This window comes from Limnohabitans sp. (genome assembly GCF_030158565.1).
In the GTDB taxonomy this organism is placed as follows: domain Bacteria; phylum Pseudomonadota; class Gammaproteobacteria; order Burkholderiales; family Burkholderiaceae_C; genus Limnohabitans_A.
Genome location: NZ_JAOASQ010000046.1, coordinates 107,810 through 128,607 on the forward strand (window position 1 = coordinate 107,810; position 20,798 = coordinate 128,607).

Sequence of the window (20,798 nt, forward strand, 5' to 3'; positions counted from 1 at the left end):
AAGAAACAAGTCAAAGGATAGCCGCAGTGGTTTTTCTTTGCTGAAAGCCTGGTGACAGCGCTGAAATCAGGGCATTGACCTCTGTTTTTAAAATTACGGATAGGTAAACTGATTTATCTATAGTAAATTACGGGTGTCGCACCGAGGGGGTGCTTTTTCACATGGCCGGAGACCACGCATGGGTGCTTACGTCAACCCGATTTATCCGTACAAAGCGTCCACCGAATGGATGACGACGCCACCGCAGCGCAAGCCTTTGATCGTCATTGGCGCGGGCCCGGTCGGTTTGGCTGCGGCCATCGATGCCCGTTTGCAGGGGCTGGAGGTGGTGGTCTTTGACGACGACAAGACCGTCTCGGTCGGCTCCCGTGCGGTGTGCTACGCCAAGCGTTCGCTCGAAATTTTGGACCGCCTGGGCATTGCCGACGAGGCTTGCGGCTTGGGCGTGAGCTGGAACATCGGCCGCACTTTTTTGGAAGAAGACGAGGTCTACCAGTTCAACCTGGTGCCCGATGCGGGCCACAAGCGCCCCGGCATGATCAACCTGCAGCAGTACCACGTCGAGGAAATGCTGATTGCCCGCGCACTGGAGTTGGGTGCCGACATCCGCTGGCAGCACAAGGTCACTGCCGTCACCCGCCACGATGAAGGCCACGACGACCACGCCACCTTGACCGTCGAGACACCAGACGGCGCATTCGACATCGAGGCCGACTGGCTGGTCGTGGCTGACGGCGCACGCAGCCCGATCCGCCGCCACTTGGGTTTGGACATCGAGGGCCGTGTGTTCCAGGACCGCTTCTTGATTGCTGACGTGATCATGAAGGCCGATTACCCCGCCGAGCGCTGGTTCTGGTTCGACCCGCCCTTCCACCCCAACCAGAGCGTGCTGCTGCACAAGCAGAGCAACAACGTCTGGCGCATCGACTTTCAGCTCGGCTGGGACGCCGACCCCGAAGAAGAAAAGAAGCCCGAAAAAGTCATCCCGCGTCTGCAGGCCATGCTGGGCGACGAGCGCCCGTTTGAGCTGGAGTGGGTCAGCATCTACACCTTCCAGTGCCGCCGCATGACCGACTTCCGCCACGGCCGCGTGCTGTTTGTGGGCGATGCGGCGCACCAGGTCTCGCCCTTTGGCGCACGCGGCGCCAACTCGGGCTTCCAGGATGTGGACGATTTGATGTGGAAGCTGGCGCTGGTCATGAAGGGCCAGGCGGGTGACAGGCTGCTCGACACCTACGCGCACGACCGCCAATTTGCGGCCGACGAGAACATCATGAACTCGACGCGCTCGACCGACTTCATCACGCCCAAGAGCCGCACCAGCAAGACCTTCCGCAACGAGGTGCTGGCGCTGGCCAAGCACCATCCCTTTGCACGCAAGCTGGTGAACTCGGGTCGTTTGTCGGTGCCGTCCTTTCTGACCCATTCGGTGCTCAACACGCCCGATGCCGATGTGTTTGCGGGCCAGATGGTGCCCGGCGCACCGATGGACGATGCGCCCGTGCAAGTGAACGGACAAGACGCCTGGCTGCTCGATCAGGTGGGCAAGGGTTTCCAGTGCCTGCTGTTTGTCGATGCCGCACCCAGTGCTGACACTTTGGCCACGCTGCAAGCCTTGAAACAAGGCGCTGTGCAGGTGCACACCTTGATCGTGTCACCCACAGCGCTGACTGTGCCTGGCCTTGCCGTTCTGGTCGATGTGCAAGGCTGGGTGGCCAAGCGCTACGACGCACAAACCGGTACGGCGTATTTGCTGCGCCCTGATCAGCATGTGCTGGCCCGCTGGCGCCAGTTCAACCCAGCGGCCGTGCAAGCCGCTGTGGCCCGCGCCATTTGCAAAGCCTGAGGAAGATGGACATGAGCACGACTGCACTGAAAACCGACCCCCACTTTCACGAGGCGGGCCGCCGCTTCTTCCGTGATTTTTCGCCGGGTGACGAGTTTTACGAACACCTGATTGAAGCCCACAATGGCTTGAGCGATGAACAAAGTGAAGCGCTCAATGCGCGTTTGATCCTGTTGTTGGCCAATCACATTGGCGATTTGAAAGTTTTGCGCGAGGCTTTGCAACAAGCCCGCGTGGCTGGCTGAAACCCTGCGCAAGGAGACCCCCATGAAAATCAACCGCATTCACCACGTGGCTTACCGCTGCAAAGACGCCAAGACCACGGTCGACTGGTATGTCAAAAACCTGAACATGGACTTTGTGCTGGCGATCGCCGAAGACCTGGTGCCGTCGACCAAGGCGCCCGATCCGTACATGCACGTTTTTCTGGATGCCGGTGGCGGCAACGTGTTGGCATTTTTTGAACTGCCCAATTCCCCCGATATGGGCCGCGACACCAACACACCCGAGTGGGTGCAGCACATCGCCTTCCAGGTCGACAGCCTGCAGGCGCTTGAAGAAGCCAAGGCGCAACTGCAAGCCAATGGCGTGGAGGTGCTGGGCCCGACCAACCACACCATCTTCAAGAGCATTTACTTTTTTGACCCCAATGGCCACCGCCTGGAGTTGGCGGCCGATGTGGGCACGCCCGAGATGTACCAAAAGCTCGACGCTTGCAAATGGGACATGCTGGAAGAATGGGCAAAAACCAAACGCGCGCCCAAACACGCGGCCTGGATGCACGATCAGGAATTCACGGCTTGAGTTGGGTGGCGGGTGCGGCTTGCGCCCGCTGCATTTCAGCTGCGCTGCAATTTGAAGACCGCCGTGCCCGCCATCAGGTTGGGCAAGACGCGCACTTCCTGGCCATGTTGCAGGCCGAATGAATCGAGCACTTGCAGCTGGTTCTTGCGGGCCAGATCGGCAAAGTCGGCGTAGGTGCCCACGCGGATGTTGGGCGTGTCGTACCACTGGTAGGGCAGCCGCTTGGTGACGGGCATGCGGCCGCGCAACACGCTCAGGCGGTTGAACCAGTGCCCGAAGTTGGGGAAGGCCACGATGCCGATCTTGCCTACGCGGGCGGTTTCGCGCAGCATGACTTCGGCGTTGCGCAGGTGTTGCAAGGTGTCGATCTGCAGCACCACGTCAAACGACTGGTCGGCGAAGACTTTCAGGCCTTGGTCCAGATTGAGCTGCAGCACGTTCACGCCGCGCTGGGCACAGGCCAGCACATTGGCGTCGTCCAGCTCCACACCGTAGCCGGTGCAGCCGTTGTGCTTTTGCAGGTGGGCCAGCAAGGCGCCGTCGCCACAGCCCAGGTCGAGCACGCGTGCGCCACGCGGCACCAGGCGGGCAATGGCTTGCATGATCAAGGGGTCGCTCATGCGGCACCTCCGATGGCAGGTGTGAGGCTTTGGGCGATCTGCTCGAAGTAGGCGCGCACCAAGTTCATGTAGCGTTCATCGTCCAGCAAGAAGGCGTCGTGCCCGTGCGGCGCGTCGATCTCGGCGTAGCTCACATCACGGCGGTTGTCGATCAGGCCCTTGACCATTTCGCGGCTGCGTGCCGGCGAGAAGCGCCAGTCGGTGGTGAAGCTCACCAGCAAAAATTTGCAAACTGCGCGCTCCAGCGCCTTGGACAGGTCGCCGCCAAAAGCGCGGGCCGGGTCGAAGTAGTCGAGTGCCCGGGTGATCAGCAAATAGGTGTTGGCGTCAAAGTACTCGCTGAACTTGTCGCCCTGGTAGCGCAGGTAGCTTTCGATCTGAAACTCTACTTCTTGTGTGGAGTATTTGTAGCCCGTTTCGCTGTTGACGGCGTTGCGCAATTCGCGGCCGAACTTCTCGTTCATCACGTCATCGCTCAGGTACGTGATGTGGCCGATCATGCGGGCGATGCGCAGGCCGCGCTTGGGCACCACGCCGTGCGCGTAAAAGTGGCCGTTGTGGAAGTCCGGGTCGGTCACGATGGCGCGGCGCGCCACTTCGTTGAAGGCGATGTTCTCTGCGTTCAGGTTGGGGGCGCTGGCCACCACCACCGCGTGCTTCATGCGCTCGGGGTATTGCAGCGTCCAGCTCAGGGCCTGCATGCCGCCCAGGCTCCCGCCCATGACCGCAGCCAGTTGTTCAATGCCCAACGCGTCCAGCAGCCGGGCTTGGGCATTGACCCAGTCTTCCACGGTGACGACCGGGAAGTCGGCGCCGTACACACGGCCCGTGTCGGGGTTCACGTGCATGGGGCCCGTGGAGCCAAAGCAAGAGCCCAGGTTGTTCACGCCAATGACAAAAAAGCGGTCGGTGTCCAGTGGCTTGCCCGAGCCGATCATGTTGTCCCACCAGCCGGTGTTGTTGGGTTGGTCGGCATAGACGCCGGCCACATGGTGCGAGGCGTTGAGCGCGTGGCAGATCAGCACCGCGTTGGACTTGTCGGCATTGAGCGTGCCGTAGGTTTCGTAACTGAGCGAATAGCCACGGATGGACGCACCGCTTTGCAAGGGCAAAGCGGCTTCAAAGCTCATCGACTGTGGTGTGGCAATCAAGCGCATGGCGAAAATGAAAAAACCCGATAACGCTGAAGAAGCGATACCGGGTTGGGCTCGACCTCTTTAGCTGCATTTTGGAATCCTCAGGATTCCTGCGCCCGCAAGCTGGAGCAAATCGGCGCCCTGCAAGTATAAATCAGCCCCAGCCGAGCAGTGCGGCTGTGCCCAGCACGGCAAAAATGACCGCCGACACGATGTGCACCAGGCGCAGCGGCACCCGTTTGGTGATGGCATCGCCCAGCCAAACCACTGGCGCGTTGGCCAGCATCATGCCCAGCGTGGTCCCGGCCACCACCGTGAACCAGGCCTGGTACTGCGCGGCCAGCATCACGGTGGCGATCTGTGTTTTGTCGCCCATCTCGGCCAGAAAGAAGGCCACCACGGTGGTCAGGAAGACGCCCATGCGCTGCGCGTCGTTGCCCTCTTCGTCGTCGAGCTTGTCGGGGATCAGCATCCACACGGCCATGGCGATGAACGAGCCGCCCAGCACCCAACGCAGCACATCGGGGCCCAGCACGGTGGTGACCCAGCTGCCCACGGCACCGGCCAGCCCATGGTTGGCCAGCGTGGCCACCAGAATGCCCAGCACGATGGGCCAGGGCTTGCGAAAACGGGCCGCCAGCACCAGTGACAGCAGCTGGGTTTTGTCACCCATTTCGGCCAAGGCCACGATGCCGGTAGAGACGAGGAAGGCTTCCATGTGATTTTCAGGCGCAGGTCATGGCCTGTGCGTCAGCGGTAAAAACCCGATCTTACGAGACGCAGAGGCCGCTGTTGTGAGCGGGGCGATCGGTGGCGTGTGCACTAAAGGTGGCCTCAAAATGCGCGTTTGCATCAAATTGGGCATGGTTTGTGCTTGCAAATGGTGCGAAACGCCAGAGATGGCTTTTTCCGCACCAAGTTAAATCAAAAATCAAAGAGGACAGTGATGGATGCACTGAAACAGGGCGCAGACGCGCTCTTCATTTTGCTCGGCGGGATCATGGTCTTGGCCATGCATGCCGGTTTTGCCTTTCTGGAGCTGGGCACAGTTCGCAAAAAGAACCAAGTCAATGCACTGGTGAAGATCCTGGTGGATTTCTCGGTCTCTACCGTGGTTTATTTTGTGGTCGGCTACGGCGTGGCGTATGGCACCAGCTTCTTTGTGGGCGCTGAGGTGCTCGCAGCCAAGAATGGTTACGAGTTGGTCAAGTTCTTTTTCCTGCTGACCTTTGCTGCGGCCATTCCCGCCATCATTTCCGGTGGCATTGCCGAGCGGGCCAAGTTCTGGCCCCAACTGATTGCCACGGCCGTGATCGTCGGCTTCGTCTATCCCTTCTTCGAGGGCATTGCCTGGAACCAGCATTTTGGCGTGCAAGCCTGGATCAAAGCCTTCACCGGTGACGAGTTCCACGACTTCGCAGGGTCGGTGGTCGTTCATGCCATGGGCGGCTGGATCGCTTTGCCTGCAGTGATTTTGCTTGGCGCGCGCTACAACCGTTACCGCAAAGACGGTCAGGTGTCGGCGCATCCACCATCGAGCATCCCCTTCTTGGCGCTGGGTGCCTGGATTTTGATCGTGGGCTGGTTCGGTTTCAACGTGATGAGTGCACAGACCCTGGACAAGATTTCGGGCTTGGTGGCCGTCAATTCCTTGATGGCCATGGTCGGGGGCACTTTGACCGCTTTGCTGTTGGGAAAAAACGACCCTGGCTTTGTGCACAACGGCCCTTTGGCAGGCTTGGTCGCTGTTTGCGCGGGCTCTGACTTGATGCACCCATTTGGTGCATTGGCTGTGGGCGCTGTGGCCGGTGCTCTGTTTGTGATCATGTTCACATTGACCCAAAACAAATGGAAGGTTGACGACGTTTTGGGTGTCTGGCCGCTGCACGGCCTGTGTGGCGCCTGGGGTGGCATTGCTGCGGGCATTTTTGGTCTGCAGAGCTTTGGCGGTCTGGGTGGCGTGAATTTCACGGCCCAATTGATCGGCACGGTGATGGGTGTTGCCTGGGCCCTGTTGTGTGGCTTTGTGGTTTATGGCCTGCTGAAAGTCACTTTGGGCCTGAAACTCAGTCCTGAAGAAGAGTACGAAGGCGCTGACCTGACAGTGCACAAAATCAGTGCCACACCCGACCGCGAGGTGAGCTGGTAAATCCAGCGCACTGTGTTGGAAAGCCAACCATGGCGCGCTTTGCGGGGATACCCCTTGCATCTTTTTTTGTTTTATGGCGCATAATGGACGAGCGTTGCTGTAGAAAAACAGCAACGCATTGTTTGCGGTGACCAGATCAGTTTCGCCTTCCTTCCGATGTTTCAAGGTTTGTTGAATGCGCTTTCAGAGCTCCATCGCTTTTATCTCTGTGTTTTGAGGAGTCCCTTTCATGGGCAACAAACTTTACGTCGGCAACCTGCCTTACTCGGTTCGTGACGGCGATCTGGAACAAGCTTTCGGCGAGTTCGGTGTTGTGACCAGCGCCAAAGTCATGATGGAACGTGACACTGGCCGCTCCAAAGGCTTCGGCTTTGTGGAAATGGGCAGCGATGACGAAGCGCAAGCTGCGATCAATGGCATGAACGGTCAGCCTTTGGGTGGCCGCAATGTGGTGGTCAACGAAGCCCGCCCAATGGAAGCACGTCCTCCCCGCACCGGTGGTTTCGGTGGCGGTGGCGGCTTTGGCGGCGGTCGTCGTGAAGGCGGCGGCGGTTACGGCGGTGGTCGTGAAGGCGGCGGCGGTGGCTACGGTGGCGGTCGTGAAGGCGGCGGCGGTGGCTACGGCGGCGGTCGCGAAGGCGGCGGCGGTTACGGCGGTGGCCGTGAAGGTGGCGGCGGCGGTTTCCGCAGCCCCTACGGTGCTGGCCCACGTGGCGGTAACGGCGGCGGCAATGGTGGCGGTCGTCGCGAAGGCGGCGGCGGCTACGGCGGCGGTTACTGATTCACGCCCGCGGCTGAGAACACTCAGCTGCTGAATCTTGACAAGGCCCTGCACTGCAGGGCTTTGTTGTTTCTGGGCCCGATGCATGCCCAGACACTCGTGCCAGTCTCAGTTGTCTGAGTGCCTGTGTTTTCGGGGCTGGCCCTTGAGCACGCGATCAAACACCGCATTGGGCAAAAGGCGCAGCAACTTGGCCACCACACCCATGGGCCGAGGGATGACTTGGTAGCTCGTGCCGCGTGCAATGCAGCGCAAAGCCTGTCTGGCGAAGTCTTGGGCGGTCATCAAAAAAGGCATGGGGTAGCGGTTGCGCGCGGTCAACGGTGTCGCCACATAACCCGGTGCGATGGTGGTGACTTGAACGCCGCTGGCGCGCAACTCGCCGCGCAAACTCTCGCAATAACTGATCACAGCGGCTTTGCTGGCGCAGTAAGCCGCATGACCGGGCAAACCGCGAATGCCCGCCACGCTGGCGATACCGACCAAGGTGCCCGAGCCGCGCGCTTGCATACCGCGAATGAAGGGGTGAAAGGTGGCTGCCATGCCCAGCACATTGGTGTCCATCACCTGGCGCATCACGGCCAGATCTTCGCGCTCGGCGGTGTCCACACCTTGGCTGATGCCTGCATTGGCGATCACCACATCGGGCACACCCATTTGCGCCATGCATTGCTCGGCCGCCAAAATGATGCTGTCCGGATTTTGTACATCGGCGCCATAGACGTTGATGCTATCCGGGCTCAAGCGCAGTTGCGCAGACATGTCTGTGGCCCAAGTTTCCAGGGCACCGAGTCGCCTGGCCACCAGCGCCACGCGCCAGCCTTGCTGCAAATAAGCGGTGGCCATCGCTTGGCCGATGCCACTGGACCCTCCAGTGATGAAGACCAGTTTCATGTGTGCTTTCAGGGTTTGGGCGCCAGCACGCCGCGCACGCGGCCTTCCAGCAGATAAATGCCGCTCCTGCTGTCGAAGTTCAGCGTGAGTGCGGTGAAGACGTCTTTGTCGCGGGTGATTTCTACCGGATCAGATGACAGCAGTCGATCTTGTTTGGCCAGCGCCACCAAGCGCTCGCCACGCAATTCGGTGCGTGGTGATTGGGCGTCGGCCAAGCGAATGGCTTGTGCATTGCCCACCAAAGTCACGCGCTCACCATCGCCCGTGGCGATGCCCGCTTGGGCTTTGGCGTGGACTTTCACACCTGTTTCGCTCTCGGAGTAGACGCGTACATGGTCGATGTGCATTTCGTCCACATTGGGAAAGTGACGGCCTTTGTCACCCAGCACCTCGCGTGTCATGCGACCCGTGGTGTCAAAGGATTTGACCGAGAAGTTTTCCAGTCGGTAGTCCGGCTCTTGACGCGCGGGCTTGTTTTCATCGGCATAGACCATGGCCGGCATGCTGCGCACCAGCCACCAGCTGCCCAGCGCCAAAAATCCCATCAAGATCAGAGGCAGGTACAAGGACAGCCGATCCAGCATTCGGCGAAACAGGCCGATTGCCCTCATGCCGAGGCGCCCTTGTGCGCGTTCACGCCCACCTGCGCGAGCAAGTTCGCGTAATGGCCACCGGCCACCAGCAGCAGGTCACACAAGGCACGGGCTGCGCCTTCGCCACCCCGTTCTGTGGTGATGTGGTGGGCAATGGCCTTGGCTTGTGCGTGACCGTTGGCGGGCGAGCAAGCAAAAGCCACGCGTTGCATGACGGGCAGGTCGGGCCAGTCATCGCCCATGGCGGCGGCTTGTGACCAGCTCAGGCCCAAGTCTTTCAAGAAGTCTTCGGCGGCAGGGCGTTTGTCTTCGGTGCCAAAGCGGGCGTGGGTGATGCCCAGGGCTTTGAGGCGCAGGCGCAGCGGCGCCGAGTCGCGACCGGTGATGACCACTGGCGTGATGCCCGCTTGCTGCAAGAGCTTGAGGCCTTGGCCATCCAGGGTGCTGAAGCGTTTGAGCGTTTCGCCAGATTCTGAAAAGTACAGACCGCCGTCGGTCAGCACGCCATCGACGTCGAAGAAAACCACACGGATGCCCTGCGCCTGCAGCAACAATTCGGGTGCGTAGTTCAGGGCTGGGATCAAGGCCTGCATGTCAGATCACCTTCGCACGCATCAGGTCGTTGGTGTTGATGGCACCGCACAGGCGGCCTGCATCGTCCACCACCAGGATGCTGGTGATGCGGTGCAGCTCCATCATCTCGGCTGCTTCCACGGCCAGCGCTTCGGCGGCGATCGTGCGGGGCTGCGCGTGCATGACATCGCTGGCTTTGAGGCTGCGCAGGTCGTCTCCCTTTTCAATCAAGCGACGCAAGTCACCGTCGGTGAACACGCCCAGCACGCGGCCATCGGCATCGACCACCGATGAGGCGCCCAAGCCTTTGCGGCTCATCTCGCGCATCAGGTCCGAGAAACTGGCCTGCGGGCCCACGCGGGGCACTTCATCACCTTGGCGCATCACATCGCTCACATGGGTCAGCAGCTTGCGGCCCAAGGAGCCGCCGGGGTGCGAGCGGGCAAAGTCTTCGGGCTTGAAGCCGCGTGCATCGAGCAGGGCCACGGCCAGGGCATCGCCCATGGCCAGCTGCGCTGTGGTGCTGGCGGTGGGGGCCAGGTTCAGAGGGCAAGCTTCTTTTTCGACCGAGGTGTCCAGCACCACGTCGGCATGGCGTGCCAGTGACGAGCTCAGGCCACCGGTCATGGCGATCAAGGGCACGCCTTGGCGCTTGAGCACCGGCAAGATGGCGACCAGTTCGTCGCTCTCGCCACTGTTGGAGATGCCCAGCACCAGATCCACCGCTTTGATCATGCCCAGGTCGCCGTGGCTCGCTTCGCCCGGGTGGACAAACATGGCGGGCGTGCCGGTGGAGGCGAGTGTGGCCGCGATCTTGCGGCCGATGTGTCCGCTCTTGCCCATGCCGGTGACCACCACGCGGCCCTGCACGCCGAGCATCATGTCCACGGCTTGAAGGAAGCGTTCATCGAGCCGGTCTTTGAGGGTCAGCAGCGCTGCGGCTTCGATCTCGAGGGTCTCGCGGGCGAGCTGAAGGGTTTGTGCATTGTGAGCGGGCATGGGGCCATTTTATCGGTCGACGTGGCGGGGCGTTGTCGCTGCGTTTCGCCGGGCTGAAAGACCTTGCGCGCCGAGCGCCGACACACGGATTTGTCACGCGGGCTTGGTACCATCCAAGCATGAGCGCTCTTGAATTGACACTGCTGTATTTGCTGGCCGCCGTTTTGGGCGTGGTGGCATGCCGCATGCTCAAGCTGCCGCCCATGTTGGGTTATCTGGCCGTGGGTGTGGTGATTGGTCCGAATGCGCTGGCATTGGCGCAAAACTCGGAAGGCGTGAAGCACTTGGCCGAGTTCGGCGTGGTGTTCCTGATGTTTGTCATTGGCCTGGAGTTCAACCTGCCCAAGCTGCGCTCGATGCGCAAACATGTGTTCGGGCTGGGTCTGCTGCAGGTGGTGTTGACCTTGGTGATCGTGACCTTGGCCTCCTTGTTCGTCGCAACCCTGGCGCCAACCCTTTGGAAAATGGAATGGCACACCGCGCTGGCCCTGTCCAGCGCCATGGCCATGAGCAGCACGGCCATTGTGGTCAAGTTGATCGCTGATCGGCTGGAGCTTGAATCCGAGCATGGCAAACGCGTGATGGGTGTTTTGCTCTTTCAAGATTTGGCGGTGGTGCCGCTGATTGTGATGATTCCCGCGCTGGGTGCACCGGCTGAAGAGATGTTCAGTGCTTTGATCGCGGCAGGCGCCAAGGCCGCGGTCCTGATCACCTTGCTGATGACGGGTGGCCAACGCGTGATGCGCTGGTGGCTCACCTTGGTGGCCAGGCGCAAAAGCGAAGAGCTGTTTGTGCTGAACCTTTTGCTGGTCACGCTGGGGCTGGCCTGGATCACAGAGCTGGCCGGTTTGAGCTTGGCGTTGGGTGCTTTCATTGCCGGCATGCTGATCTCCGAGACCGAATACAAACACCAGGTGGAGTTGGACATCCGGCCGTTCCACGACGTGTTGTTGGGGCTTTTCTTCATCACCATTGGCATGCTGTTGGACTGGCACATCGTGATCGAGCGTTGGCCCTTGGTGGCGGTGCTCACCGTTTTTCCGGTGCTCTTCAAGCTGGTGTTGGTGACCGCGTTGGCCAAGCTGACCGGGGCCACGCAAGGGGTAGCCCTGCGCACAGGTTTGTATTTGGCGCAAGCCGGTGAGTTCGGTTTTGTGCTGCTCACCCTGGGCTCGCAGCACCAGTTGATTCCACCCGCCTTGCTCAATCCGGTGTTGGCCAGCATGGTGCTGTCGATGTTGGCCACGCCCTTCATCATCCTGCACAGCAACACCATCGTCATGAAGTTGGTGGCCAGCGAATGGCTCCAGCAGTCCTTGCAGATGACCACCATTGCCCGCAAGTCGATCAACACCAGCAAGCATGTGATCATCTGCGGCTATGGCCGCTGCGGCCAGAACTTGGCCCGCATGCTCGAAAAAGAAAACATCCCCTACATGGCGTTGGACCTGGACCCGGACCGTGTCCGCCAGGCGGCCGCTGCGGGCGACTCGGTGGTGTTTGGCGACGCAGGCCGATTGCAGTCGCTCATGGCCGCTGGTCTGGCCCGCGCCAGTGCGGTGGTGATCACCTATCTGGATGTGCCTGCCGCCATGAAGGTGTTGGACCACGCCCACAGCCATGCGCCGCAGGTGCCCGTGATCGTGCGCACGCAAGACGATCTGGACCTGGAAAAACTGCAGCTGGCCGGGGCCACCGAAGTGGTGCCCGAAGCCCTGGAGGGCTCGCTCATGCTGGCCAGCCATGCGCTGGCACTGGTGGGTGTGCCCATGCGGCGCGTGATCCGTCTGGTTCAAGACCAGCGCGATGCCCGCTACAACCTTTTGCGCGGTTACTTTCACGGCGCCGATGACGACACGCTGGACGAAATCGACCACGAGCGCCTGACCACGGTGGGCTTGCCCATGGCTTCGCCCTGGCTGGGCAAGCAGGTGCAGGACCTGGCCTTCCATGCCATGGGCGTGCGGGTGGTGAGCTTGCGCAGGGCCAACGGCCAGACCGAAACCGTGACAGATGAGAGCGAATTGCAAAACGGCGACACCCTGGTCTTGTCAGGCAAATCGCAAACCTTGGCCGTGGCCGAAGAAAAATTATTAAGAGGCTGAAGCCATGCACGATTTGAACGTCAACGATTATTTGAAAAGCCACATTCGCACCGTGCCCGACTGGCCAACGCCGGGTGTGCAGTTCCGCGACATCACGCCGCTCTTGCAAGACCCCCGTGTCTTTCGTGTGCTGATCGATGCCTTTGTGCACCGCTACATGGACCCGGCCTTGCGGCCCGATGTGGTGGCCGGACTGGATGCACGTGGCTTCATTCTGGGCTCGGTGGTGGCCTACGAGCTGGGCTTGGGTTTTGTGCCGATCCGCAAGAAGGGCAAGCTGCCCTTCACCACGGTGGAAGAAACCTACGAACTCGAATACGGCAGCGCCACGGTGGAGCTGCACACCGATGCCGTCAAACCCGGCCAGCGTGTGTTGTTGATCGATGATTTGATCGCCACCGGCGGCACCATGATGGCGGGCAAGAAGCTGCTGGAGAAATTGGGCGCGACGGTGCTCGAAGGCGCGGCCATCGTCGACTTGCCCGAGCTGGGCGGCTCTGAACGCATCCTGGCTTCGGGCCTGAAATTGTTCACCTTGGTGTCGTTCGCTGGGCATTGAGCGCTGGCGCGGCTGTCGCGCAAGACGCTGACAACTGGGTCAGCACGTTTTAAGCTGGTCTTTTCAGCTCTTTGCCCCTATTGCCATGAACGCACCCCATACGCCCGCAGCGCTTGTCGACGACCGTGTCCCCTACGCCAAACCCCAACCCTGGGGCATGGCCCCCGACATGGTGGTGCACGACGTGCAAACCGAAGACGAACGCCTGTGGGCCCCGGTGGCCCCAGGCATTTGGTCACGCCCGCTGCACTTGAACGTGACGGGTGGTTTTTATGTGCACTTGCTCAAAGTCAAGCGCTCGGGCCTGCTGCAGCGCCACCGGCATTCCGGCATGGTGCATGCCCATGTGTTGCGCGGTAAATGGTTGTACCTGGAGCACGATTGGGTGGCCGAAGAAGGCAGCTATGTGTTTGAGCCACCAGGTGAAACCCATACCCTGGTGGTGCCCGACGATTGCCAGGACATGGTGACCATGTTCACGGTGCATGGCGCCTTGATGTACGTGGATACGCAAGGCAATGCCACGGGCTATGACGATGTATTCACCCGTATCGAGAAGTACCGCGCCCACTTTGAGGCGGTGGGTTTGGGGGCGGATTACGTGAAGCAATTCATGCGTTGAAGGTCTCCGTTGCCTACAAAAAAACCGCTCCATAGAGCGGTTTTTTGTTGTTGAGCCGCAGCTCAGTGAAGCGGCATCACAGCGGCTTCTTGATCCAGTTGGCAATCTCGCCAATGATGCCCCGACGGAACGCCAGCACGCAGACCACAAAGATCACGCCCTGAATGATGGTCACCCAGGCCCCGAATTGCGCCAGGTAGTTTTGCATGCTCACGATCACCGCTGCGCCCACCACGGGGCCAAACAAAGTGCCCAGGCCGCCCAGCAGGGTCATCAAGACCACCTCACCCGACATGGACCAATGCACGTCGGTCAGCGAGGCCAACTGGAACACCAGCGACTTGGTGGCCCCGGCGGTGCCGGCCAATGCGCCCGAGATCACAAAGGCAATCAGCTTGAACATGTCGGTGTCGTAACCCAGTGAAATGGCGCGGTCCTGGTTTTCGCGGATGGCCTTGAGGATTTGGCCAAAGGGCGAATAAATGATGCGCCAGATCAAGGCAAAACCTGCCAGAAAAATCGCCAGCACAAACATGTACATGGCCGAGTTGTCAGACAAGTCGAACACGCCAAACAGCTTGCCGCGTGGCACCGACTGGATGCCGTCTTCACCGCCCGTGAAGGGCGTTTGCAGGTAAAAGAAGAACACCATTTGCGAAAACGCCAAGGTGATCATGGCAAAGTAAATGCCTTGTCGGCGAATGGCCAGCATGCCGGTCACCAAGGCCAGCAGCCCTGAGCAAGCCGTGGCAAACACCACCGCCAATTCGGGGTTCCAGCCCCAGACTTTGGCGGCGTGGGCCGCGGCATAACCTGCTGTGCCCAAAAACATGGCGTGGCCAAACGAGAGCAGGCCGCCAAAACCGATCAGCAGGTTGAAGGCGCATGCAAACAAGGCAAAGCACATGACCTTCATCAGAAAGATGGGGTACACCCAGATCGGGGCAATGACCAGTACCAGCACCATGATGGCAAAGGCCACCCACTGGTGGGTGAACGACGGGGTCTTGCGTGAGGGGGTCGAGACAGTGGTCATGGTCTTACTTCTGGGTGCCGAACAGCCCGGCAGGCTTGATCAAAAGAACGATGGTCATGATGATGAAAATCACCGTGCTGGAAGCTTCCGGGTAGAACACCTTGACCAGGCCTTCGATCAGGCCCAGGCCAAAACCGGTCAGGATGGCCCCCATGATGGAGCCCATGCCGCCAATCACCACCACCGCAAACACCACGATGATGATGTCGGCGCCCATGGTCGGGTTGACCTGATAAATGGGCGCGGCCATCACGCCTGCAAAAGCGGCCAGGCCCACGCCGAAGCCATAGGTCAGGGTGATCATGCGTGGCACGTTGATGCCGAAGGCCTGCACCAGGCTGGGGTTTTCGGTGGCGGCGCGCAAATAGGCGCCGAGTTTGGTCCGCTCGATCACGTACCAGGTGGTCAAGCACACCACCAGCGAGGCCACGATGACCCAGGCGCGGTATTTGGGCAAAAACATGAAGCCGGTGTTGAAGGCTCCCTGGAACACTTCGGGCACCGGATAAGGCATGCCCGAAGATCCGAATTCGTGTCGGAACAAGCCCTGAATGATCAAGGCCAGACCGAAAGTGAGCAACAGGCCATACAAATGGTCCAGCTTGTACAGCTGTTTGAGCATGGTGCGCTCAATCAGCATGCCGGTGGCACCCACCAAAATGGGTGTCACGATGAGCGACACCCAGTAGTTGATGCCCAGCTTGGTGAGAGACAGATAAGCCACAAAGGCGCCCAGCATGTACTGAGCGCCGTGGGTGAAGTTGATGATGTTCAGCAAGCCGAAAATCACGGCCAGGCCCAGCGAGAGCAATGCGTAAAAAGAGCCGTTGATCAGCCCGATCAGCAATTGCCCGAACAGGGCTTGCGAGGGTATGCCAAAGATTTCCATGATGATTCGACTTGCTTGAACAAAGGGGTGTGATTACTTCTTGACCAGAGGGCACTCGCTCTCAGCCAAGGGGCGGAATGCCTCGTTGGCGGGGATCGTGGCCACCAGCTTGTAGTAGTCGTAAGGGCCTTTGGACTCGGCAGGCTTTTTGACTTCAAACAGGTAGGCGGGGTGGATCTTGCGGCCATCAGGGCGGACCGAGCCTTTGCCGAACAAGGGGTCGTCGGTCGGCAGCTCTTTCATCTTGGCGGCGACTTTGGTGCCGTCATCGGTCTTGGCGGCGTCCACGGCCTTCAGGTAGTGGATCACGCTGGAGTAAACACCGGCTTGCACCATCGAAGGCATCTTGCCGCCACGGTCAGCTGCGAAACGCTTGGAAAACGCACGGGTCTGGTCGTTCAGGTCCCAGTAGAAGGTCTCGGTCAGCATCAGGCCTTGCGCGATGTTCAGGCCCAGCGAGTGCACGTCGGGCAGGAACACCAACAGACCTGCCAGGTTCTGGCCGCCCTTGGTGATGCCGAACTCAGCCGCTTGCTTGATGGAGTTGGTGGTGTCACCGCCTGCGTTGGCCAGGCCAATGATCTTGGCTTTGGAAGCTTGTGCCTGCAGCAAGAACGAAGAGAAGTCTTGGGTTGGGAAGGGTGTGCGCACCTTGCCGACCACCTTGCCGCCGTTCTTGGTCACCACGGCTTCGGTGTCACGCTCCAGGGCGTGGCCGAAAGCGTAGTCAGCGGTCAGGAAGAACCAGGTGTTGCCACCGCTTTTGACAATGGCTTTGCCGGTGCCGTTGGCCAGCATCCAGGTGTCATAAGCCCAGTGGATGGTGTTGGCATTGCAAGCCTTGCCCGACAGGTCAGCAGTGGCCGAGCCGGAGTTGACGTGCAGCTTGCCCTTGTCGCTGGCAATTTTGGCCACGGCCAGACCCACTGACGACGTGGGCACGTCGGCAATCATGTCCACCTTGTCCGTGTCAAACCACTGGCGCGCCACGTTGGAGCCGACGTCGGGTTTGTTCTGGTGGTCAGCGCCCACCACCTCGACCTTGAGCTTGCTGCCCGTGGCCTTGATGTAGTCTTCCACGGCCATTTTGGCGGCGGTGACCGAGCCGGGACCGGTGATGTCGGAGTACAGGCCCGACATGTCGTTGAGCACACCGATCTTGACGATGCCGTCAGAGATTTGGGCTTGTGCACCGCCAGCAAATGCGCAGGCGGCCAAGGCAGCGAGGGAAAGAAGTTTACGTTTCATCGTGTTGTCTCCAGTTAGAAAAAATCAGACGCCCAAGTACTCGTTCAACATGCCCATCTTGGAGGACAGCTCTTGCGAGCTGAAGGTTTCCACCATCTGACCATGTTCCATCACATAAAACCGGTCGGCCAAGGGCGCGGCAAACCGGAAGTTCTGCTCCACCATGATGATGGTGAAACCCTTGGCCTTGAGGGCCGTGATCATGCGGGCCAGGGCCTGCACGATGACGGGCGCCAGGCCTTCGGAAATCTCGTCCAGCAACAAAAAGCGCGCGCCAGTGCGCAAGATGCGACCCACAGCCAGCATTTGCTGCTCGCCGCCCGACAGGCGGGTACCCGGGCTGTTGCGGCGCTCTTTCAGGTTGGGAAACATGTCGTAAATTTCTTCGACCGACATGCCGTTGGGGGCAATCACGGGGGGCAGTAAGAGGTTTTCTTCGCAAGTCAGCGCCGAAAAAATACCGCGCTCCTCCGGGCAATAACCCAAGCCGAGTTTGGCGATCTGGTGCGGTGCCCAGTTCACGGTCTCTTGGCCCTTGATGGTGATGGAGCCGGTGCGGCGTCCCACCAGACCCAGGATGGATTTCACGGTGGTGGTGCGACCCGCGCCGTTGCGCCCCAGCAGCGTGACGACTTCGCCTTCGTTCACGGTGAGATCCACCCCGTGCAGGATGTGCGACTCGCCGTACCAGGCTTGCAGGTTGCTGATGCGCAGGAATTCTTTGGACTCAGCCATGGGCCCCCTCCAGCTGGTTGTCGGTGGTGCCCATATAGGCTTCCAGCACTTGGGGGTTTTGCGAAACCACGGCGTAAGGTCCTTCTGCGATCACTTGTCCACGTTGCAAGACACTGATGGTGTCTGCAATTTTGGACACCACATTCATGTTGTGCTCCACCATCAAGATGGTGCGGTTGGCACCGACTTTTTTGATCAGCTGCGTCACACGGTCCACGTCTTCGTGGCCCATGCCCTGAGTGGGTTCATCCAGCAGCATCAATTCGGGGTCCATGGCCAGCGTGGTGGCGATCTCCAGTGCGCGCTTGCGGCCGTAAGGCAGCTCGACCGCCGTCAGGTCGGCCATGCTGCCTAAATCGACTTGGTCCAGCAGCGCCATGGCCTGGTCGTTGAGCTTGTTCAAGCTGCGCTCGGAGCGCCAAAAGTGCATCGAGGTGCCGGTGGCCCGCTGCAATCCGATGCGCACGTTTTCCATCACCGTGAGGTTGGGGAATGTGGCCGAAATCTGGAACGAACGCACGATGCCCCGACGCGCCACTTGTGAGGGTTTTTCGCCCGTGATGTCGTGGCCATTGAACAGGATCTGACCGCGTGTGGGGATCAGGAACTTGGTCAACAGGTTGAAGACTGTGGTCTTGCCTGCGCCGTTGGGCCCAATCAGCGCATGAATCTGACCGCGCTGCACGCTCAGGTTCACGCCATTGACGGCGACAAAGCCCTTGAACTCTTTGATGAGTTCTCGGGTCTCAAGAATGGTGTTGCTGGACATCTGGAGGGCTCGGTTTCTTTCGGCGACTGTTTCAAACTCGACAACTCCTTTCATTCTGGAGCCGTGTTGTCAGTTTCAGGTCATGGTTATCCCGGGGGTTGTCTCATTGGTGTCTGTCATGAGCGTGTCACTGCGCGGTCCAGCCGCCATCGACCGGCAAGGCCACGCCCGTGATGCCGGCGGCTGCATCGCTGCACAAAAACACCGCCACATCCCCGATGCGTCCAGGTGGCAGCAGGGTCTGGTTGGGCTGCTTCTCACGCAACAACTCGCGGATGCCCGCTTCCCGGTCGCCGCCCAATGCCAAGGCTCGCGACTCAATTTGGGGCGCGATGATCGGCGTGTCGGTCCACCCGGGGCAGATGCAGTTGACGGTGATGCCATCGGTGGCGGTTTCCAGCGCCACACCTTTGGACATGCCCACCAAGCCGTGCTTGGCCGCCAGATAGGCGGTCTTGTTGACCGACGCCACCAGCCCATGCACCGACGCGATGTTGACGATGCGGCCCCAGCCTTGTGCGCGCATGGCGGGCACGGCCGAGCGCATGGTCATGAAGGCCGCGCTCAGGTTCACGGCCAAAATCGCATCCCAGCGTTCGTTCGGAAAATCTTCCACCGGGCAGGTGTATTGAATACCTGCGTTGTTGACCAGGATGTCCGGGCTGCGCAGTGCCTTTGTGGCCTGCGCAAACAGGTCGCTGGCTGCTTGTGGGTCACGCAGATCGGCTTGTACATACGCGGTTTGCCTTCCGGTGCGCTGTGCCAGGGCCTGCGCCACCGCCTGGCCTTCGGGCAGAGGCTCAATGCCGTGCAGTACGACGTCATGCCCAGCTTCGGCCAGGCGGGTGGCAATGGCCAGGCCAATGCCTTGCGTGGCTCCGGTGACCAGGGCGCAATGTGTGGCGTTCATGGGGTGTTTCCTATCAGGCTTTGCGCATCGAGGGCGCGCAGTTCGGTTTTCAGCACCTTGCCGTAATTGTTTTTGGGCAAAGCTTGGACAAAGTGGTAATGCTTGGGCCGCTTGAAGCGCGCCACCTGGTCGAGGCAGTGCGCGTCCAAATCGGCCACGGTCAAAGACTGGCGGCACACCACAAAGGCCACCACCACCTCGCCCCACTCGGGGTCGGGGCGGCCAATCACCGACACCTCGGCCACCTGCGGGTGCGTGAGCAGCGCTTCTTCGACTTCACGCGGGTAAATGTTGGTGCCACCGCTGATCACCATGTCCTTGGAGCGGTCGAGCAAGGTGAGGTAGCCGTCAGCATCCAGTCGTCCCACATCGCCCGTTTGCAACCAGCTGTTGCGAATTGCTTTGGCCGTGGCCTCAGGGTCGCGCCAATAGCCTGCCATGACCAACTCGCTGCGCACGCAGATTTCGCCCACGTCACCCACAGGCAAGCTCGCACCGGATTCATCAGCAATCTTCACTTCGACCATGGCCTGCGCATGCCCGACCGATGCCAGGCGCTCACGGTAACGCGGGTGGGTGGCGTCCAGCACATCGGTCTTGGGCAGCACGCTGATGGTCATCGGGCATTCGCCCTGGCCGTAAATTTGCGCAAAGTGCGGGCCGATCACTTGCAAGGCCTCTTCGATGTCGGCCAGGTACATGGGGCCGCCGCCATAGACGATGGTGGCCAGGCCCTGTGGTGGTTTGGGCAAGCTGCGCGCCGCATCCACCAGCCGCCGCACCATGGTGGGCGCTGCAAAAAAAGAAGCCTGCTTCCAGTGCGCGGCCAAGCTCAGGGCCTCATGCGGGTCAAAACCGTCGGAGCGCGGCACCACGTTCAGCCCGGCATTCAGCACATAAGGCAGGTGGTACATGCCGCCGCCGTGGGACAGCGGTGCGGGGTGCAACATGGTGTCACCACGCGCCACCGACTGCACCGAGGCCAGATAAGCCAGCGCGCAGCCGCGCAGCTGGCGGGCACACAGCACCACGCCCTTGGGGCGGCCTGTGGTGCCGCTGGTGTAAAACAACCAGGCTGGGTCGTCGTCTTGGCGCTCTTGCAAAGGCAGCTGTGCGCCTTGTGCTTGCAGCATGAAGGTGGTGTCGGTCTGCACAGCGCATGCAGCGCCCAGATCGCGCAGGGCTTGTGTCAGACCCGTGGCCCGTTCGCTGTCGCAAAAAGCGATGCGCGCTTCGCTGTGTTGGGCGATCCAGGCCGCTTCGCGTTCGTGCAGCTTGGCATTGACCGGTACAGCCACCGCACCGGCCCACCAGATGCCCCACATCAAGGGCAAGTATTCGGGCGCGTTGTACAGGAACAGCACCACGCGGTCGCCAGGCTGCACGCCTTGGGCTTGCAGCCAACTGGCCGTGCGAGCGGCGCGTCGGGCGAACTCGGCGTAGTCGCACCAGACCTCGGTGCCATGCGCGATGGCCGCTTGCGCGGGGTAACGCTCGGCGCTGCGCGCCAGCCAAAGGGCGATGTTCATG

Annotated in this window: 22 protein-coding genes; 8 read left to right on the plus strand and 14 right to left on the minus strand. The window is 60.6% G+C overall.

Annotated features, from left to right (window positions below; genetic code table 11):
• Positions 1–178 precede the first annotated feature (178 nt).
• The 3 genes from Q1W40_RS10345 to Q1W40_RS10355 are packed head-to-tail and all read left to right on the plus strand — an operon-like array spanning position 179 to position 2,650.
• Positions 179–1,846, plus strand: a complete 1,668-nt coding sequence (locus Q1W40_RS10345) for an FAD-dependent oxidoreductase (protein WP_300711571.1) — start codon at positions 179–181, stop codon at positions 1,844–1,846.
• An 11-nt stretch (positions 1,847–1,857) separates the two neighbouring features.
• Entirely contained in the window at positions 1,858–2,091 is a 234-nt protein-coding gene (locus Q1W40_RS10350) for a DUF2783 domain-containing protein (RefSeq protein ID WP_300711573.1), read from the plus strand.
• A gap of 22 nt (positions 2,092–2,113) precedes the next feature.
• Positions 2,114–2,650 (plus strand): VOC family protein, encoded by a 537-nt coding sequence (locus Q1W40_RS10355; protein WP_108323806.1) that lies wholly within the window; start codon positions 2,114–2,116, stop codon positions 2,648–2,650.
• A gap of 35 nt (positions 2,651–2,685) precedes the next feature.
• Here the strand turns inward: Q1W40_RS10355 and metW are convergent, their stop codons facing one another.
• The 3 genes from metW to Q1W40_RS10370 all read right to left on the minus strand — a co-directional run bounded on the left by metW (position 2,686) and on the right by Q1W40_RS10370 (position 5,124).
• Positions 2,686–3,270 carry a methionine biosynthesis protein MetW gene (metW, locus tag Q1W40_RS10360; RefSeq protein ID WP_300711576.1) on the minus strand — a complete coding sequence of 195 codons (585 nt, stop codon included), beginning with the start codon at positions 3,268–3,270 and terminating at the stop codon, positions 2,686–2,688.
• On the minus strand, positions 3,267–4,427 hold the full coding sequence (locus tag Q1W40_RS10365; protein ID WP_300711578.1) for a homoserine O-acetyltransferase: 1,161 nt from the start codon (positions 4,425–4,427) through the stop codon (positions 3,267–3,269). The genes metW and Q1W40_RS10365 overlap by 4 nt, the downstream gene beginning before the upstream one ends.
• Positions 4,428–4,560: 133 nt before the next feature.
• Positions 4,561–5,124 (minus strand): TMEM165/GDT1 family protein, encoded by a 564-nt coding sequence (locus tag Q1W40_RS10370; RefSeq protein WP_300711580.1) that lies wholly within the window; start codon positions 5,122–5,124, stop codon positions 4,561–4,563.
• A 228-nt stretch (positions 5,125–5,352) separates the two neighbouring features.
• On the opposite strand from Q1W40_RS10370, the gene Q1W40_RS10375 reads away from it, so the two are divergent.
• Together Q1W40_RS10375 and Q1W40_RS10380 are read left to right on the plus strand one after the other, a co-directional pair.
• Positions 5,353–6,555 carry an ammonium transporter gene (locus tag Q1W40_RS10375; protein ID WP_300711582.1) on the plus strand — a complete coding sequence of 401 codons (1,203 nt, stop codon included), beginning with the start codon at positions 5,353–5,355 and terminating at the stop codon, positions 6,553–6,555.
• A gap of 229 nt (positions 6,556–6,784) precedes the next feature.
• The gene (locus tag Q1W40_RS10380; RefSeq protein WP_300711584.1) at positions 6,785–7,336 is read left to right on the plus strand and encodes an RNA-binding protein; all 552 of its coding nucleotides are present in this window, start codon (positions 6,785–6,787) and stop codon (positions 7,334–7,336) included.
• A 108-nt stretch (positions 7,337–7,444) separates the two neighbouring features.
• Here the strand turns inward: Q1W40_RS10380 and Q1W40_RS10385 are convergent, their stop codons facing one another.
• From Q1W40_RS10385 to Q1W40_RS10400, 4 genes are read right to left on the minus strand one after another with little or no spacing between them, the layout of a single operon-like run.
• On the minus strand, positions 7,445–8,230 hold the full coding sequence (locus tag Q1W40_RS10385; RefSeq protein ID WP_300711586.1) for an SDR family oxidoreductase: 786 nt from the start codon (positions 8,228–8,230) through the stop codon (positions 7,445–7,447).
• 8 nt (positions 8,231–8,238) lie between these two features.
• Complete coding sequence (lptC, locus tag Q1W40_RS10390) at positions 8,239–8,841, minus strand: LPS export ABC transporter periplasmic protein LptC (RefSeq protein ID WP_233250033.1); 603 nt, start codon at positions 8,839–8,841, stop codon at positions 8,239–8,241.
• On the minus strand, positions 8,838–9,416 hold the full coding sequence (locus Q1W40_RS10395) for an HAD hydrolase family protein (protein ID WP_108323818.1): 579 nt from the start codon (positions 9,414–9,416) through the stop codon (positions 8,838–8,840). The genes lptC and Q1W40_RS10395 overlap by 4 nt, the downstream gene beginning before the upstream one ends.
• Position 9,417: 1 nt before the next feature.
• Positions 9,418–10,395, minus strand: coding sequence for a KpsF/GutQ family sugar-phosphate isomerase (locus Q1W40_RS10400; protein WP_300711591.1), 978 nt, complete (start codon positions 10,393–10,395; stop codon positions 9,418–9,420).
• A 119-nt stretch (positions 10,396–10,514) separates the two neighbouring features.
• Here Q1W40_RS10400 and Q1W40_RS10405 point away from each other — a divergent pair, with 119 nt between their 5' ends.
• From Q1W40_RS10405 to Q1W40_RS10415, 3 genes are all read left to right on the plus strand, one after another.
• The gene (locus Q1W40_RS10405) at positions 10,515–12,500 is read left to right on the plus strand and encodes a monovalent cation:proton antiporter family protein (protein ID WP_300711593.1); all 1,986 of its coding nucleotides are present in this window, start codon (positions 10,515–10,517) and stop codon (positions 12,498–12,500) included.
• Between the two features lie 4 nt (positions 12,501–12,504).
• On the plus strand, positions 12,505–13,059 hold the full coding sequence (locus Q1W40_RS10410) for an adenine phosphoribosyltransferase (RefSeq protein WP_300711595.1): 555 nt from the start codon (positions 12,505–12,507) through the stop codon (positions 13,057–13,059).
• A gap of 85 nt (positions 13,060–13,144) precedes the next feature.
• Positions 13,145–13,681, plus strand: a complete 537-nt coding sequence (locus Q1W40_RS10415; RefSeq protein WP_300711597.1) for a 2,4'-dihydroxyacetophenone dioxygenase family protein — start codon at positions 13,145–13,147, stop codon at positions 13,679–13,681.
• 76 nt (positions 13,682–13,757) lie between these two features.
• Here Q1W40_RS10415 and Q1W40_RS10420 read toward each other — a convergent pair whose 3' ends face one another.
• The 7 genes from Q1W40_RS10420 to Q1W40_RS10450 form a co-directional block, all read right to left on the minus strand.
• Positions 13,758–14,717 carry a branched-chain amino acid ABC transporter permease gene (locus Q1W40_RS10420; RefSeq protein ID WP_300711599.1) on the minus strand — a complete coding sequence of 320 codons (960 nt, stop codon included), beginning with the start codon at positions 14,715–14,717 and terminating at the stop codon, positions 13,758–13,760.
• A gap of 4 nt (positions 14,718–14,721) precedes the next feature.
• Positions 14,722–15,609 (minus strand): branched-chain amino acid ABC transporter permease, encoded by an 888-nt coding sequence (locus Q1W40_RS10425; protein WP_300711664.1) that lies wholly within the window; start codon positions 15,607–15,609, stop codon positions 14,722–14,724.
• A gap of 30 nt (positions 15,610–15,639) precedes the next feature.
• Positions 15,640–16,854, minus strand: coding sequence for an ABC transporter substrate-binding protein (locus tag Q1W40_RS10430; protein ID WP_300711601.1), 1,215 nt, complete (start codon positions 16,852–16,854; stop codon positions 15,640–15,642).
• Positions 16,855–16,878: 24 nt separating this feature from the next.
• Positions 16,879–17,589: an ABC transporter ATP-binding protein gene (locus tag Q1W40_RS10435; protein WP_300711602.1), complete on the minus strand. Its 711-nt coding sequence runs from the start codon at positions 17,587–17,589 to the stop codon at positions 16,879–16,881.
• Entirely contained in the window at positions 17,582–18,358 is a 777-nt protein-coding gene (locus Q1W40_RS10440) for an ABC transporter ATP-binding protein (protein ID WP_300711604.1), read from the minus strand. Before Q1W40_RS10440 ends, Q1W40_RS10435 begins: the two co-directional genes overlap by 8 nt.
• 127 nt (positions 18,359–18,485) lie before the next feature.
• On the minus strand, positions 18,486–19,268 hold the full coding sequence (locus tag Q1W40_RS10445) for a 3-hydroxybutyrate dehydrogenase (protein ID WP_300711606.1): 783 nt from the start codon (positions 19,266–19,268) through the stop codon (positions 18,486–18,488).
• Positions 19,265–20,797, minus strand: coding sequence for an AMP-binding protein (locus tag Q1W40_RS10450; protein ID WP_300711608.1), 1,533 nt, complete (start codon positions 20,795–20,797; stop codon positions 19,265–19,267). The genes Q1W40_RS10445 and Q1W40_RS10450 overlap by 4 nt, the downstream gene beginning before the upstream one ends.
• Position 20,798 lies beyond the last annotated feature (1 nt).